This is a genomic window from Bartonella propinqua, from assembly GCF_047263965.1.
Classification (GTDB): Bacteria; Pseudomonadota; Alphaproteobacteria; order Rhizobiales; family Rhizobiaceae; genus Bartonella.
In genome coordinates, this window is the sequence record NZ_JBLEBK010000005.1 from 50,650 (window position 1) to 65,157 (window position 14,508).

Genomic DNA, 14,508 nt, shown 5'->3' on the forward strand with positions numbered 1-14,508 from the left:
CCTTTCGCAGGAATAGCTAATGGCAATTGGTTAAGAGCACATAAAAAACATTATATTATACAACTTTTGATTGTTATTATTAAAATACACCCTATATAGAACTGTAAGATTTATTTTCCACAGCTAATACAGCAGTTAATACAAAAGAATACGGCGAAAGACAAAGATAACGTCTATTGAGAGGTGGGGGAGAATACTCAAGGATAGAAGATTATGTTTATAAATCATTTAAAAGTTATCCAATATATTACAGATATGTCACAACAAATGAACCAAATGGCGCGTCAAGCTCGTAGTCCGCTTTTAGCATTACTTTTGGATATGGTAGCCAAAGAGGGGCAAAGTATTCTTAACAGCGCTGAAACTCTTGGGGAAGATCCGAACTCGACAATGACACATAACCACCAGAGTGTCGAATAAGCTTGCCAGCAAGATCGAGTTCAACCAGCAAGAGGTAAAGGTTTTGCAATGAAACGCCTGAATGTGTACTGAGCGTGTCTAAGTCGATTGGGGTTGTCGAGAGGGCAGAGAGAACGGCTGCGCGTTCCGCAGTGTTCTCGAGGGGAGCGATTTTGTCATTCGTTACATTCGTTGAGCTTAAATTTTCTTGCTCAAAAAGAGAGCTTGATTCCTCGAAAAGATTAAGCTGGGGGTTAACGGTATTTGGGATGAGGGGTGTAAGTGTTTCTACGATGTCAGAGGGATGCGTGGTAAGCAAGGCGCCGTCTTTGATAAGGTTGTTTGTACCAACTGATCTTGGATCGAGTGGGGAACCAGGAAGGGCGAAAATCAGTCGTCCCAGTTCGGTAGCTTGGCGCGCTGTAATGAGAGATCCTGATCGCATGGCAGCTTCTACAACCAAGAGACCAAGTGATAAACCTGCAATAATACGGTTTCTTCTTGGGAAATCGATAGCGCGAGGCTTCCAAGAAATGGGCATTTCGCTGATAATTGCTCCACCGTTGGCAATAATATCTTCATATAATTTTTTGTTTTCAGGAGGATAAATGTGATCAATTCCACCAGCCATAACTGCAACTGTGCCTGTTAACAAACTTGCTTGATGAGCAATGCTATCAATTCCACGAGCTAATCCAGAAATAACTGTAAAGTCAGCATTACCAAGAAAATGAGCAAATTGAGCGGTGAGTTTTTTGCCAGCTGCTGAAGCATTTCGAGAGCCCACAATTCCAACAGAAGGTTTCTGAAAGACCGAAAAGTTGCCTTTTATAGCAACAAGTGGTGGTGACGCTTCCGTTACCTTAAGAAAGGCTGGATAATCTGGTTCTCCCATACCGACAAACCGAATACCTAATCGTTCGGCTTTTTGCATTTCTTTTTCAGCATCTTCTAGTGTTGCTATTCGAATAGATGTAGTAAGACCGCCTTTTTTACTAAGCTCAGGAAGAGCTTCTAGAGCATTTTCTGCTGTTTTATAATGATCAATTAAATTGCGAAAACTAACTGCTCCAATATTTTCACTCCGCAACAACCGTAACCAGTTTAGACGTTGACGATCTGTGAGCAAAATTCCTTTATTTATCCCCGTTTTGAGTACCAATCTTGCTTTCTTTCCCAACTAATAATCTACCGATATTTTCGTAATGTTTTATAATTACGAATATACTCATCACAATCAACATATAATAAGCATAGAGATAAGGATAGAAAAAATAAACAAATATTGGAGTGATAATAACGGCAATGAGCGCGGATAATGAAGAGTAACGAGTAAATAAAAAAAATGCCATCCACACAATAATAAAAACAATTGCTGCTGGCCAATAAAATCCTAAGCATACACCAAGATAGGTAGCGATGCCTTTCCCACCTTTAAATTTAAGCCATATTGGGAAAAGATGTCCCAAAAAAGCGAAAAAACCAGCTAAAATAATAATGATATTATTTTCTGTAGAGTAATTTAAAAACTTTACAACAAGAACAACAAGAGTCCCTTTTAATATATCGCAAAGAAGAGTAAGAGCAGCAACTTTTTTATTTCCCATTCGTAAAACATTTGTAGCTCCAATATTTCCAGAACCAATTTTTCTCACATCACCAAGCTTGGCTAATCGTGTAAAAAGCAGTCCAAATGGGATAGATCCGATGAGATAGGACATAAGAAAGATAAATAATGTATAGAGCTGAAAAGGTGTTTCTAGTACATTCATGAAAAATCCTATTGTTGATTAAGTTTAAAAACTGGTTGTCCTTTAACAAAGGTTTGGAGAACACGTCCCTGAAAGCGGGCATTTTCAAAAGGTGTATTTTTTGAACGTGAATACAACTTATCTGTGGACACTACCCATGGCTCATCAAGATCAACTACAATAAGGTCTGCATGAGCACCTTTTTTGAGTGTTCCTGCATTAAGGCCAAAGAGTCTTGCTGGTGCTGTTGACAAAAGTTCAGTTAATCGTAGCAAAGAGATAGCATTATTGTGATAAAGGCGTAAAGCTGCGCTTAGTAAAGTTTCCATGCCAATAGCGCCTGCCGATGCATCACTAAATGGTAAATTTTTTGTATCAATATTCTGAGGATCATGAGAAGAAACGATAATATCTATCGTTCCATCTTTTATGGCTTCAATCATTGCTATACGATCTTCTTCAGTACGCAATGGGGGCATGAGACGGAAAGAGGTACGATATTCACCAATATCATTTTCGTTAAGAGACAAGTGATTAATAGATACACCAGCGGAAATTTTTGCATTGCGTTGCTTCCCTAGACGAATAGCATCAGCAGACATAGCTGTAGATATTTGCGCAGCATGATAGCGTGCTTGTGTCAATGCTGCCAGTCGTAAATCTCTTTCAAGTGGGATAACTTCTGCTTCGCGAGGTATTCCAGAAAGACCAAGCCAGCTTGCTAGCAGACCTTCATTCATAACGCCTTGTCCTGTAAGATCCTTGTCTTGTGTTTCGTGCATCAATGTGATGTCAAAATCACACGCATAAGTCATTGCACGTTGCATAACAGATGAACTTTGCAGTGTTTTTTTTCCTTCACTAAAGGCAACTGCCCCTGCATCTTTTAGAAGACCGAATTCGGTTATTTCTTGTCCATTAAAACCTTGAGTGATAGCAGCAATAGGGTAAATATTGACCGATGACATTTCCTGTACTGTATGCGTAATGAATTGAACAAGCGCTACATTATCGATAATTGGATGCGTGTCTGGCAGCATCAAGAAGGAAGTAATACCGCCTGCTGCTGCAGATTGACTTGCTGATGGGATTGTTTCACGATATTCATTTGCCGATCCTCCAACAAAGACGCGAGCATCAACAAGTCCAGGTAAAATTGCTTTGTTTTGTGCATTAATGATCTCTGCATCTTTGGGAGCTCCCTGATTTAAAGCTTCTTTCCCAGCGGCTGTAATGAATCCATTTTCAATAATAACTGTGCCGATTTCATCGATTGCGCGCGAAGGATCAATAACACGAGCGTTTTGAAAAACTATTGGCTTTGTCATTTTTTCTTTCCACTTCCGTTAAGGCGTGAGTCCAATAAAGCTTCTATGACGGCCATTCGCACAGCGACTCCCATCTCTACTTGTGTTTGAATCATGCTTTGTGGTCCATCTGCTACATCAGATGCGATTTCTATACCACGGTTTATTGGACCAGGATGCAGAATAATGCAGTCGCTTTTAGCGTAGGCTAAGTTTTTTTTATGTAAACCAAAATAATGAAAATATTCACGAATAGAGGGAATAAAGGAACCTGTCATACGCTCATGTTGTAAGCGTAGCATCATGATGACGTCAGCACCTTTAAGGCCTTCTTTCATTGTATTAAAAACCTCGACGCTCATATTTTCTATTCCTGCGGGTAAAAGTGTTGAAGGAGCGATAACGCGAACACGTGCCCCTAATGTATTAAGACTAAGGATATTGGAGCGCGCGACACGTGAATGCAAAATATCACCGCAAATTGCAACAGTTAATCCTTCTATACGGCCTTTGGTTTTCTTAATAGTCAGGGCATCTAATAAAGCTTGTGTTGGATGTTCATGTGCACCATCACCTGCATTAATGACACAACAATCAACTTTTTGGGCTAACAGAGCAGCTGCTCCAGCACAACTATGACGAATCACCAGTATATCTGGCTTCATTGCATTAAGAGTTGTAGCTGTATCAACCAATGTTTCTCCTTTTTTTACAGATGAATTGCCAATGGCTATGCTCATTACATCTGCTCCCAACCGTTTACCAGCTAATTCAAACGAGGATTGAGTTCTCGTGGAAGCTTCAAAGAAAAGATTAATTTGAGTATATCCGTATAATGTAGATTTTTTTTTATCAATTTTTTTTGAAAAATTAATATTCGCATTTGCACGGTCAAGCAATGCGGTAAGATCCTGTATACTTAGACCTTTAATACCTAAAAGATGTTGGTAGGGGAAAATGGGAAAAAAAGTATTTTGAGTCATAGCATTCTTTTCTCTCTCTCTGCTAATAGAGATTAAAAAACTATTTGTTTAAATATGATAAGTATTCTTTAACTGCAAAACGACAAATAGTCTATGATGTGAATGATTTGAATAATAGGAATATGATGATGAGTGCTGTGTCTGCACAAAATTCCCGCCGCAAAAATGCGTTTCTTAGTGATACGCTTATGTTTCGTATTGCTTCTACTTTGCCTAAGTTTTTATTAGCAAGTTTTGAAGAAATGGGAGATTTTGTGGCTAGCCATGAAGCAAAGGATCTTTCTTATTTGGCAAATCATTATCGGCCAGTATTGCGCTATAATGATGAATGGGGACAACCAATAGAACAATTGGAGATACACTCTTCTTATCAAGCGCTTCAACGATACTCCAGACAAGCTGGTTTGGTTACTTCACTTTGGGAAAATACGACCTCAGAAAGTGGAGTGCGCTATCAAGCACGTGCTATCCGTTTAGCTTTATCTGCCAGTTTAGAAACAGGGCATTTGAATGAAGTTGTTATAACAAGTGCAGCTATTGCAGTATTAATTAGTGATATTGAGCTATTTAAAAAATGGCAAAATGTTCTCTTATCGCGTGAATATGATTTATCATCTAAGCCTATTAATGATAAAATGGCAGCTTCGCTTACCTGTGCTTTTGATAATATTGAAAAAAGCGAAAAACATTTTTTCAATTTTCCAAGTGCCCAGAAAATTTCTTTTGATGAAAAAATGGGGCGTGATCTGTATCGCTTAAATGTCGTCAAAACGAATGTTATTAATCCTGTAGTTGATGGATACCTTGTAAGCGCAGAGCTAGAAGGTAACTTGAGCTGCTTTTTAATCCCACGTGTGCAAGAAAATGGTGCACTAAATGGTATCATATCGATCCGTAATTTAATGCAACGTTCTGGAGAAAATTCAACGCCAGAAGGTGTTGTTGATTTTCAAGGCAGTTGTGGTTGGCTTTTGGGGAATGCTGGAGAGGGTGTTAAGGTTATTAAAGATATAGAAACTATGATGCGTTTCGATCAATCTGTGATATCAGCAGGTATTTTGCGGGCAGCACTTCAATTTGGCATAGATTTTTTTCGGAAAAAAATGCCAAACCAGCCTTTACCACCGTTAACAGAACGTATTTTTGCAGATATTGCACTTGATATTGCTGCTTCGCAAGCATTGGTTTTTCGTTTAGCGCGAGCATTTGATAATGCTGCAAATGACCGCTCTGAAGCAGCTTTTGCACGAATTATGACGCCTATTATTGCTTATCATGTGAGCCAATTAGTCGTTCCCATTATTGGTGAAATTATTGCACAACTTGGCATAGAAAGTTTTGTAGAGGGTAATCCATTATCGCAAATGTTGTGTAATGGACCAGCGCGGATTGTTAGAAATAGTTCTGCTAATCAATTGGTAAAGGATGCAATTCTCATAGCTGAAAAAGCACCTGGATTGTTCCAAAAATTGTTAGAAAAAATTGCTGTTGATATTGGACCAGCAGGACCGCGTGCAATTGAGATTATCAAGTCTGCTGTAAATATGGCATCAACAAATGAGGGAGCGGGTAGATTTTTTGTTGAGCAAGTAGCGTATGCAGCTGCAGCTGCGTCGTTGCGTTATGTAGATATAGAGCATGTTGCAAATGCCTATATGGAAAGCCGTCTTGGTGGACAATGGAGAATTTCCTATGGCATGTTAATTGCACGATATAATGCAGGGCATTTGTTAAATGTCCTTTACCCTTCTATCTGATGGAGGCTTTTGATTCTGTTGAGAGCACCTTGTAATATAAAAGCAGCTGCTGCAGAATCAATGCGGGTCGCTCGCTTATTGCGTGATACATCCATTTCAAGAAGGTAACGTTGTGCGGCAACTGTTGATAAACGTTCATCCCAAAAAATAAATGGGACTTTTGTATGTTTTGCCATATTGCTGACAAAAGTCTTAGTTGCTTGAGCACGAGAGCCGCTGCTACCATTCATGTTGAGAGGTAAACCAATGATGGCAACTCCCACGTTTTCATTGTTGAAAATTTGTACAAGTTCGTGAGCATCTAGCGTAAATTTTTTGCGTTGAAGGACAGCACGTGGATTTGAGAAAGTCAAACTCATATCAGAAATTGCAATTCCGATAGTTTTTGTGCCTAAATCTAATCCTGCTATCGTTTGCTTGGGCAAAAGATGTGTAATAACTTCATCTATATTGATAACAGCCATGTGATCTTATAATTAAGTTTTTTAATATTTTAAGGTTTGTACTATATTTCTATTCGAGATATCAATATTCTTGCGCTTACAAACGTAGCCCTGTATAGCCAAAATAGTAAATGAATATCAAAATAAAAAAGCAGAAAGGCATAATATGTCTGTTGATAAAGAAACAGTCAAGCGGGTGGCACATTTAGCACGTATTGCTATCCACGATGATGAAGCAGAGCATATGTCACAAGGGCTCAATGTTATTTTAAATTTTGTAGAGCAACTTAATGAAGTTGATGTTAGTGAGGTTGAGCCATTAACATCAGTGATGCCAATGGCTTTGCGAATGCGTGAAGATAGTGTCACAGATGGAAATAAAGCGACAGATATCGTAGCGAATGCGCCTGTTACGGAAGAAAATTTCTTTCTTGTTCCAAAAGTTGTCGAGTAATTTTTTATATTTTAAAAATTTGAGAATCAATATGACCGATTTAACAACCCTAACAATTGCACAAGCCCGTGACGCTCTTACAAAAAAAGACTTCAAAGCGATAGAATTAACAGAAGCTTATTTAAAAGCGATTGAATTGGCCAATCCGACTTTAAATGCTTATGTTGCGATAGAGGCTGATAGAGCAATAAAAATGGCTAACGAATCAGATAACCGCTTAGCAAGAGGACAGGGGGGTATTTTAGAGGGAATCCCATTGGGAATTAAGGATCTTTTTGCTACGCAAGGTGTTCATACTCAAGCTTGTTCACGTATTCTTGATGGCTTTAAGCCACAGTATGAATCAACTGTAACCGCTAATTTATGGAAGGATGGAGCGGTTATGTTAGGTAAGCTTAATATGGATGAGTTTGCTATGGGATCCTCTAACGAAACATCATATTATGGTCCAGCTATTAATCCATGGCAAAAAAAAGATTCTAATGAAAAACTTGTCCCTGGTGGCTCTTCAGGAGGGTCTGCGGCTGCTGTTGCAGCGCGGCTTTGTGCAGGTGCAACGGCAACAGATACAGGTGGATCAATCCGCCAGCCAGCAGCATTCACTGGAACTGTAGGGATGAAACCAACTTATGGACGGTGTTCGCGTTGGGGGATTGTAGCTTTTGCTTCATCACTTGATCAGGCAGGTCCTATTGGACGAAATGTTCGCGATTGTGCTATTTTACTTAAATCAATGGCTTCCTTTGATGAGAAAGATTCTACTTCAGTTAATATACCAGTGCCTGATTATGAAAATTATATTGGTCAATCAATTAAAGGAATAAAAATTGGTGTTCCAAAAGAGTACCATCTTGAAGGGATGTCTGCTGAAATTATCGCACTTTGGCAAAAAGGTATGAACTGGCTAAAAGAAGCAGGGGCTGAGATATGCGATATTTCCTTACCTCATACAAAATATGCTTTACCTGCTTATTATATTGTGGCTCCTGCTGAGGCATCTTCTAATTTAGCGCGCTATGATGGTGTCCGGTTTGGTCTGCGTATATCAGGAAAAGATATTATTGAAATGTATGAAAATACGCGTTCTGCTGGTTTTGGGAATGAGGTAAAACGACGTATTTTGATTGGCACTTATGTTCTTTCATCAGGTTATTATGATGCCTATTATATTAAAGCCCAAAAAGTAAGAACATTGGTGAAGCGTGATTTTGATCAATGTTTTGCTTCTGGTGTTGATGCTATTCTCACACCTGCAACACCGATCTCAGCTTTTGGCATTGCTGATGAAAAAATAAAAAATGATACTGTGGCGATGTATCACAATGATATTTTTACTGTACCAGTTAATATGGCAGGTTTACCAGGCATCTCTGTTCCTGCGGGTCTATCAGAAAATGGTTTACCGCTAGGGCTACAGTTAATTGGTAAACCCTTTGCTGAGGAAGTAATTTTCCAGATAGCTCATATTATAGAACAAGCAGCTGGAATGTTTAATGCTAAAAAATGGTGGGGGTAATAAATAACAAAAAGCTCTTCTTCAAAAAAAGAGTTATTCTTAACACAAACGATACTTTTATTAACGCAAAAGAATAACTCTTAAAGAGGTCGTTATAGATTCTTAACTATTTGTATTGTTGTTTTTAACCACCCAGGTATGCTTCTTTAACACGAGGATCAGAAATCATATCCTTACCTTTTCCGTGGAATAAAACATGTCCTACCTCTAAAATATAAGCATAATTTGCAATAGAAAGTGCTGCAAACGCATTTTGTTCAATAAGAAGAATTGTTTTTCCCATATCATTAATTTTTTGAATAATTGAAAAAATTTCCTGTACAAGAAGCGGTGCTAATCCCAAAGATGGCTCATCCAATATTACCATGTCAGGATTACTCATAAGTGCACGACCTACAGCAAGCATTTGTTGCTCACCACCTGACATTGTTCCTCCTAATTGCCTAGCTCTTTCACGTAGACGTGGAAACAGATCAAATATCCATTCGATATCACGGGCAACTCCCAATTTATCATGACGAATATAAGCTCCTAGACGAAGATTCTCTAAAACAGTTAGATGGGGCATGATACGTCGTCCTTCAGGACTCAAAGCGATACCCAGTCGCAAAATCTCTTCTGGTGATTTTTTAATAATTGACTCACCTTTATATATGATTTCTCCGTAAACAGATCGATTAATTCCTGTAATAGAGTTTACAATGCTACTTTTTCCTGCTCCATTGGCGCCAATTAAAGTTACTATGCTGCCATTTTTTATAGACATAGAAAGGTCTTGAATAGCTTTAATGGCACCATAATGAACGTGAAGGTTTTTAATTTCAAGAATATTCATAGACATCTCCGCCAAGATAAGCCTCAATAACTTTAGGGTTGCTGCGAATTTCTGTTGGTGTACCATTGGCAATGCAACAGCCATATTCTAAAACCCAAATATATTGGCAGAGTCCCATCACAACTTTCATATCATGTTCAATTAGTAAAATTGTAAGATCAAATTCTTTTTGTATTTTTGCTATGAATTTTCTAAGATCTTCGCTTTCTTGTGGGTTCATGCCTGCCGCAGGTTCGTCAAGAAGAAGCAATTTAGGTTTTGTTGCTAGAGCACGTGCAATTTCTAGACGCCGTTGTACACCATAAGGCAAGGTTGCTGCTCGCTGATTAGCAAGGTGATCAAGCTGCAGTTGTTCGAGAAGCGCCATTGAGTTTTTACAAATTTCATTTTTTTCTTTAATTGCTTTTGGCCATAACAAAGCTGAAGCAAACCATGGGTATTTTTGACGGACATGTGCCCCCACCATAACATTTTGCAAGACCGTTAACCCTGAAAAAAGACGAATATTTTGAAATGTTCGTGCAATATGGCGTTTACATATCGTATGTGGAGAAGAGCCAGAAACTTTATTCCCATCAAAAATAATTGTTCCACTTGTGGGTGCATAAAATCCCGAAATCATATTAAAAACAGTAGTTTTTCCAGCACCGTTTGGACCAATTAATCCAGTAATTGTTCCCTTTTTGATAGCCATATTAATGTTATTTACAGCAACCAATCCGCCAAAACGCATAACGATATTGTCGAGTGAAAGAATAATGTTGTTCATAGATTTCCCTCGGTATTAGAGAGCTTCTTTCGTGTTAAGAAGCAATAAATCCAATTCCATGAAAATTCACGTTGCTCCAACAATCCTTTTCGCCAAAATAGAATAATAAATAACAACAAAAGAGAAAAAACAACCATACGAAGTCCTGGTATTCCTGGAATATACAAAAAGCCTAAATCAATCGGACTTTCAATAATACGAAGCCATTCAAGCATGACGGTGATAATAATGCTACCAACAATGCTTCCTGTAATTGAACCAAGACCACCAGCAACAACAATCATTAAAATATTAAAGGTTAAAAGAAAATTAAACATTTTAGGATCGATAGTTGAGATGAGGGCAGCCATCAGCGCTCCTCCAACACCTGCAAAAAATGCACCAACCGTAAAAGAAAAACTACGGTAAAAAAAAGCATTAACACCCATTGTTTTTGCGGCAACTTCGTCATCACGAATAGCATGCAGTACATTACCAGTGTTACTTCGTAGTAAGAGAAGCATAAAGATAACTGTAAATGCTAACCAACCATAATTCCACCATAATGTGGCACTTTGAGGGATCCCCTTAATTCCTAGTGAACCATTTGTTAAGGATGTGGCATTGGTAATAACAATGCGAATAATTTCTGCAAAACCTAATGTTGCAATTCCAAGGTAGTCGCCACCAAGGCGTAATATAGGCAGAGCAATCAATAAACCTACAACTGCTGCACACAGACCACTTACAACAACGGCTGCAAAAAACGGTAATTGCAGATAATGCAATGGCTCAACTATAGGCTCGAGAATCCACATCATCTCTTTTTGTTCAGGAGAGAGGAGTAAAATTGCACATATATAAGCACCAATAGCCATAAAGCCAGCATGTCCAAGAGAAAACATCCCCGTGAAACCATAGATTAAATTAAGTGAAATCGCTAATATCGCGTTGATAGCAATAAGATTGATGATACGAATTGTATAATCATTAAAGTAATTCTCAGCATAAAATAAGAAACCGATAAGAAGAAAAATACTGACACACGATAAAAAAATTCTCGCTGATTTTGCCATCAGATTTTCTCCTGGCTTTTCTTACCCATTAATCCAGTGGGCATTACTAATAAAATCAAAATCAATAAAATAAAAGCGAAAGCATCTCGATATCCAGACAGAGCAGGAAAGAACGCAACAATCATAATTTCAATAAACCCTAATAATAAACCACCCAACATTGCTCCTGGAATTGAGCCAATGCCTCCAATAACAGCAGCAATAAACGCCTTGAGCCCTGGAAGAACGCCCATATAAGGTTGAATTTGAGGATAGCGTAAAGCCCACATAATTCCTGCAACAGCAGCAAGTGCTGAACCCATACAAAATGTGAACGCAATGACTTTATTAACAGAAACACCCATTAAACGAGTAGTTTCAATATCGTATGAAATTGCACGCATAGCAAGACCAGGTTTTGTTTTATTGATAATCCATAGCAACAAAGCAATAAGAATAAACGAAATAATGGGAACAATAAGGGACATAGGAGCGATTCTGATCACTACATCTGAATTTTTTCCTAAATGCCACAGAATCGGTGTTACAAGAAAATCTAGTTGTTTCACACCTTTGGGAACACCACTAAAGAGTACAGTCGCAAGATTTTCAATAAAAAAGGAAACTCCTATTGCACCAATCAGCGCTGAGATACGTGGAGCATAACGTAGAGGTCTATAAGCAAATTGGTCAACGGTAATACCCACTGCACTTGTAATAAAAACCGAAAAACAGATAGCTAATATCCAAATTGGTGTAAAGTCTTGTGGAGCAATTTTAAAATAGTAAATGAACCCCAAAGCAAGAATAGAAAAAGCAACAACCCAATAAATTTTGGGTCGTTCTTTAAATCCTATAAATACAGAGTAGTAAATGAAAATAGCCACGAACACTAAAAGAACAGCGAGCCACGCAGGCATAAAGCTGACTGTGGAAAAGAAAACGAAATATGCTCCCAGCATAAAAATATCGCCGTGAGCAAAATTAATTAATCTCAGGATACCATAGACCATGGTGTAACCAATTGCGATAAGCCCGTAAAGCGATCCCAACGCCAGTGCATTAAAAAAGTACTGGATGAACATTTCAGTGCTCATCTCTTATCCTTCCGCTTTTTGATTAATACAGATTTTATGATTTTTTAAAGAGCAGGTTGAACTTCATCTAAATAGACACGTTTTCCATCTTTTATCTCAATTATACCGATAGAAATTTGAGGATTATGGTTTGCATCCATAGACATATTGCCAAAAGGAGTTTGAAAATCCTTTAATTTGCTAAGTTCTATAGTGATTTTTTCGCGATCAGCGCTCCCCGCATTTTCAATAGCTTTCATGAACATCATATAGCTTGTATATCCTAAGACAGAATTGATATTTGGCTCTTTATCAGGGTAAGCTGCTTTCCATTCATTTGTAAATTCTTGTGCAGCTACTGACATATTAGGCATATCCTCACTGTAGGGGAGTGTCGTATGTAAGAATCCTTCTGCAGATGTTCCTGCGATTGTAATAGTTTCTGGATTATCCATAGCATCACCACCCATGATTCGAAACTTTGCACCCAATTCACGCGCTTGTTTCATGATGATGGCGCCTTCAGAAAAATAGGATGGAATAAATAAAATATCAGGATTTTGTGCTATAATCTGCGTGAGAACAGCTGAAAAATCCTGATCTCCAGAATTATAGTTTAGATTTGAGATAACTTCACCACCCAATTTTTTAAAAAAACGAGTGAAATAATTTGCAAGACCAATAGCATAATCGCTTGATATATCTTTAAGTATAGCTGCTTTTTTTGCGTGTAAAGTTTGAGCTGCATAAGTGGCAGCCCCTATACCTTGGTAAGAATCAATAAAGCAAGTGCGGAAGTAATATTTTCTTCCTTGCGTAACAAGCGGACTTGTTGAGGATGTTGCAATAGTCGGAGTCTTTGCTTTTTCAGATATTTCCCCACCAGCCAATGACAATGAAGAGCCATAACTGCCTATGATCCCATTTACTTTTTCACTAGCAGTTAAACGCATAACAGCATTGGCAGCTTCTACCTTGTCAGATTTATTATCAATAACAATAAGTTCAACTTTACGCCCCAATATTTCCGGAACTTTTTTATGTGCTAGCTGTATGCCCCTAATTTCAAGCTGACCTCCAAACGCATTTTGACCACTAAGTGGAAGAAAAACGCCGATTTTAATAGGTTCACTCGCATAAGCACTTGCTACGAATACCATTCCCGTAGCGATTATGGCAAAAATTTTCCTCAACTGCATTATGTGCCTCCCTTAGTTGCAGTTTTCACACTTTATATTGAACACCTTTATCATGCAAGTTGCATATCATGAAATATCATTGTGTAAAAAACCTTTTGTATGTGAAAAACTTTTTGTGTTGTCTTTTTGTAAGATATGTGGAGCATATGATCAAATGTTATTGTAGATATTCAGTCTATGGATCAAACGTTAAACACAAGAAATACTACAATGTGGGGAAATCTTATCTTGGGGCTTGCGTCTTAATGCAAGAGCGATGTTTACTTAACACAGAAGAATCAATGTCGTGTACTTTAGACCTAACAGGATCACGTTTTATTATGGCAAGTAAGGATACATTAAAAGATCATTTCCTGTCCGAGGACAGTTTAAGTGCTTGTGGTGAAATTGTTGAAATTAGTGGTGTCATTAAATGGTTTGATGGGAGTAAAGGGTATGGGTTTATTGTACCAGATTTGCCTAGATACCCTGATATATTATTGCATGTTACGGTGATGCGTAGAGATGGTTTTCAAACAGCTTTGGAAGGGGCTAAAATTGTTTGTGCTGTGGAAAAAACTGAACGAGGATTAAAGTGTGTTCAAGTGAAATCCGTAGATTGTTCATCGGCTACTCATCCATCAGAGCTTCCAGTACGTACCCATGTCGTTGTTACTCCTGAGAGTGGTTTAGAGCGTGCAATCGTTAAATGGTTTAATCGCGAAAAAGGATTCGGTTTTCTTAGCAGAGGGCAGGGAACAGAGGATATTTTTATTCATATGGAAACATTGCGTCGTTTTGGTTTAGCTGAACTTCGTTCTGGCCAAGTTGTTCTTATACGTTTTGGTAAAGGAGAGAAGGGCTTGATGACAGCGGAGATTTATCCAGACATAGGGGTTGCGTTTGCTACGCATTAGGTTTCGATATAGAAGGTAACCTATTTAATTTTGATTTCATTTTAAAGCTCTAGTTTTTTTATTTTATGTAATAAAACTAAACAATTTTG

15 protein-coding genes are annotated in these 14,508 nt (G+C 38.2%); 5 read left to right on the forward strand and 10 right to left on the reverse strand.

What is annotated here, in order from left to right:
- Nucleotides 1–213 precede the first annotated feature (213 nt).
- Nucleotides 214–420 (forward strand): hypothetical protein, encoded by a 207-nt coding sequence (locus tag ACMFKV_RS04905; RefSeq protein ID WP_332061069.1) that lies wholly within the window; start codon nt 214–216, stop codon nt 418–420.
- On the opposite strand, the gene dprA is transcribed toward ACMFKV_RS04905, so the two are convergent.
- The 4 genes from dprA to ACMFKV_RS04925 are packed head-to-tail and all read right to left on the reverse strand — an operon-like array spanning nt 350 to nt 4,440.
- Nucleotides 350–1,579, reverse strand: a complete 1,230-nt coding sequence (dprA, locus tag ACMFKV_RS04910; RefSeq protein WP_413154641.1) for a DNA-processing protein DprA — start codon at nt 1,577–1,579, stop codon at nt 350–352. The genes ACMFKV_RS04905 and dprA overlap by 71 nt on opposite strands.
- On the reverse strand, nt 1,536–2,171 hold the full coding sequence (gene plsY / locus ACMFKV_RS04915; protein WP_336288380.1) for a glycerol-3-phosphate 1-O-acyltransferase PlsY: 636 nt from the start codon (nt 2,169–2,171) through the stop codon (nt 1,536–1,538). Before plsY ends, dprA begins: the two co-directional genes overlap by 44 nt.
- 8 nt (nt 2,172–2,179) lie before the next feature.
- Nucleotides 2,180–3,478, reverse strand: a complete 1,299-nt coding sequence (locus ACMFKV_RS04920) for a dihydroorotase (protein WP_413154642.1) — start codon at nt 3,476–3,478, stop codon at nt 2,180–2,182.
- Nucleotides 3,475–4,440 carry an aspartate carbamoyltransferase catalytic subunit gene (locus ACMFKV_RS04925; RefSeq protein ID WP_413154643.1) on the reverse strand — a complete coding sequence of 322 codons (966 nt, stop codon included), beginning with the start codon at nt 4,438–4,440 and terminating at the stop codon, nt 3,475–3,477. Before ACMFKV_RS04925 ends, ACMFKV_RS04920 begins: the two co-directional genes overlap by 4 nt.
- A 128-nt stretch (nt 4,441–4,568) precedes the next feature.
- Between ACMFKV_RS04925 and ACMFKV_RS04930 the strand changes: the two genes are divergently transcribed.
- Nucleotides 4,569–6,197, forward strand: coding sequence for an acyl-CoA dehydrogenase family protein (locus tag ACMFKV_RS04930; protein WP_413154644.1), 1,629 nt, complete (start codon nt 4,569–4,571; stop codon nt 6,195–6,197).
- Here the strand turns inward: ACMFKV_RS04930 and ruvX are convergent.
- Nucleotides 6,182–6,661, reverse strand: a complete 480-nt coding sequence (gene ruvX, locus ACMFKV_RS04935) for a Holliday junction resolvase RuvX (RefSeq protein WP_413154646.1) — start codon at nt 6,659–6,661, stop codon at nt 6,182–6,184. The genes ACMFKV_RS04930 and ruvX overlap by 16 nt on opposite strands.
- 145 nt (nt 6,662–6,806) lie before the next feature.
- Here ruvX and gatC point away from each other — a divergent pair, with 145 nt between their 5' ends.
- Both gatC and gatA read left to right on the forward strand, forming a co-directional pair.
- Nucleotides 6,807–7,094, forward strand: a complete 288-nt coding sequence (gene gatC, locus ACMFKV_RS04940) for an Asp-tRNA(Asn)/Glu-tRNA(Gln) amidotransferase subunit GatC (RefSeq protein ID WP_336288385.1) — start codon at nt 6,807–6,809, stop codon at nt 7,092–7,094.
- A gap of 31 nt (nt 7,095–7,125) precedes the next feature.
- Nucleotides 7,126–8,610, forward strand: a complete 1,485-nt coding sequence (gene gatA / locus ACMFKV_RS04945; RefSeq protein WP_336288386.1) for an Asp-tRNA(Asn)/Glu-tRNA(Gln) amidotransferase subunit GatA — start codon at nt 7,126–7,128, stop codon at nt 8,608–8,610.
- 124 nt (nt 8,611–8,734) lie between these two features.
- On the opposite strand, the gene ACMFKV_RS04950 is transcribed toward gatA, so the two are convergent.
- The 5 genes from ACMFKV_RS04950 to ACMFKV_RS04970 are packed head-to-tail and all read right to left on the reverse strand — an operon-like array spanning nt 8,735 to nt 13,523.
- Entirely contained in the window at nt 8,735–9,445 is a 711-nt protein-coding gene (locus ACMFKV_RS04950) for an ABC transporter ATP-binding protein (protein WP_413154647.1), read from the reverse strand.
- Complete coding sequence (locus ACMFKV_RS04955) at nt 9,432–10,214, reverse strand: ABC transporter ATP-binding protein (protein WP_336288388.1); 783 nt, start codon at nt 10,212–10,214, stop codon at nt 9,432–9,434. Before ACMFKV_RS04955 ends, ACMFKV_RS04950 begins: the two co-directional genes overlap by 14 nt.
- Nucleotides 10,211–11,269, reverse strand: a complete 1,059-nt coding sequence (locus tag ACMFKV_RS04960) for a branched-chain amino acid ABC transporter permease (RefSeq protein ID WP_336288389.1) — start codon at nt 11,267–11,269, stop codon at nt 10,211–10,213. The genes ACMFKV_RS04955 and ACMFKV_RS04960 overlap by 4 nt, the downstream gene beginning before the upstream one ends.
- Nucleotides 11,269–12,345 carry a branched-chain amino acid ABC transporter permease gene (locus tag ACMFKV_RS04965; RefSeq protein WP_336288390.1) on the reverse strand — a complete coding sequence of 359 codons (1,077 nt, stop codon included), beginning with the start codon at nt 12,343–12,345 and terminating at the stop codon, nt 11,269–11,271. Before ACMFKV_RS04965 ends, ACMFKV_RS04960 begins: the two co-directional genes overlap by 1 nt.
- A gap of 44 nt (nt 12,346–12,389) precedes the next feature.
- On the reverse strand, nt 12,390–13,523 hold the full coding sequence (locus ACMFKV_RS04970) for an ABC transporter substrate-binding protein (protein WP_336288391.1): 1,134 nt from the start codon (nt 13,521–13,523) through the stop codon (nt 12,390–12,392).
- A gap of 320 nt (nt 13,524–13,843) precedes the next feature.
- Here ACMFKV_RS04970 and ACMFKV_RS04975 point away from each other — a divergent pair, with 320 nt between their 5' ends.
- Nucleotides 13,844–14,419, forward strand: a complete 576-nt coding sequence (locus ACMFKV_RS04975) for a cold-shock protein (protein ID WP_413154681.1) — start codon at nt 13,844–13,846, stop codon at nt 14,417–14,419.
- The last annotated feature ends 89 nt before the right edge of the window (nt 14,420–14,508 follow it).

Excerpts from the sequence above, each read along its gene's own strand:
- ACMFKV_RS04905 (WP_332061069.1), top strand. The coding sequence starts at position 214 with ATGTTTATAAATCATTTAAAAGTTATCCAATATATTACAGATATGTCA.
- plsY (WP_336288380.1), bottom strand. The coding sequence starts at position 2,171 with ATGAATGTACTAGAAACACCTTTTCAGCTCTATACATTATTTATCTTT.
- ACMFKV_RS04920 (WP_413154642.1), bottom strand. The coding sequence starts at position 3,478 with ATGACAAAGCCAATAGTTTTTCAAAACGCTCGTGTTATTGATCCTTCG.
- ACMFKV_RS04925 (WP_413154643.1), bottom strand. The coding sequence starts at position 4,440 with ATGACTCAAAATACTTTTTTTCCCATTTTCCCCTACCAACATCTTTTA.
- ACMFKV_RS04930 (WP_413154644.1), top strand. The coding sequence starts at position 4,569 with ATGAGTGCTGTGTCTGCACAAAATTCCCGCCGCAAAAATGCGTTTCTT.
- ruvX (WP_413154646.1), bottom strand. The coding sequence starts at position 6,661 with ATGGCTGTTATCAATATAGATGAAGTTATTACACATCTTTTGCCCAAG.
- gatC (WP_336288385.1), top strand. The coding sequence starts at position 6,807 with ATGTCTGTTGATAAAGAAACAGTCAAGCGGGTGGCACATTTAGCACGT.
- gatA (WP_336288386.1), top strand. The coding sequence starts at position 7,126 with ATGACCGATTTAACAACCCTAACAATTGCACAAGCCCGTGACGCTCTT.
- ACMFKV_RS04950 (WP_413154647.1), bottom strand. The coding sequence starts at position 9,445 with ATGAATATTCTTGAAATTAAAAACCTTCACGTTCATTATGGTGCCATT.
- ACMFKV_RS04955 (WP_336288388.1), bottom strand. The coding sequence starts at position 10,214 with ATGAACAACATTATTCTTTCACTCGACAATATCGTTATGCGTTTTGGC.
- ACMFKV_RS04960 (WP_336288389.1), bottom strand. The coding sequence starts at position 11,269 with ATGGCAAAATCAGCGAGAATTTTTTTATCGTGTGTCAGTATTTTTCTT.
- ACMFKV_RS04965 (WP_336288390.1), bottom strand. The coding sequence starts at position 12,345 with ATGAGCACTGAAATGTTCATCCAGTACTTTTTTAATGCACTGGCGTTG.
- ACMFKV_RS04970 (WP_336288391.1), bottom strand. The coding sequence starts at position 13,523 with ATGCAGTTGAGGAAAATTTTTGCCATAATCGCTACGGGAATGGTATTC.
- ACMFKV_RS04975 (WP_413154681.1), top strand. The coding sequence starts at position 13,844 with ATGGCAAGTAAGGATACATTAAAAGATCATTTCCTGTCCGAGGACAGT.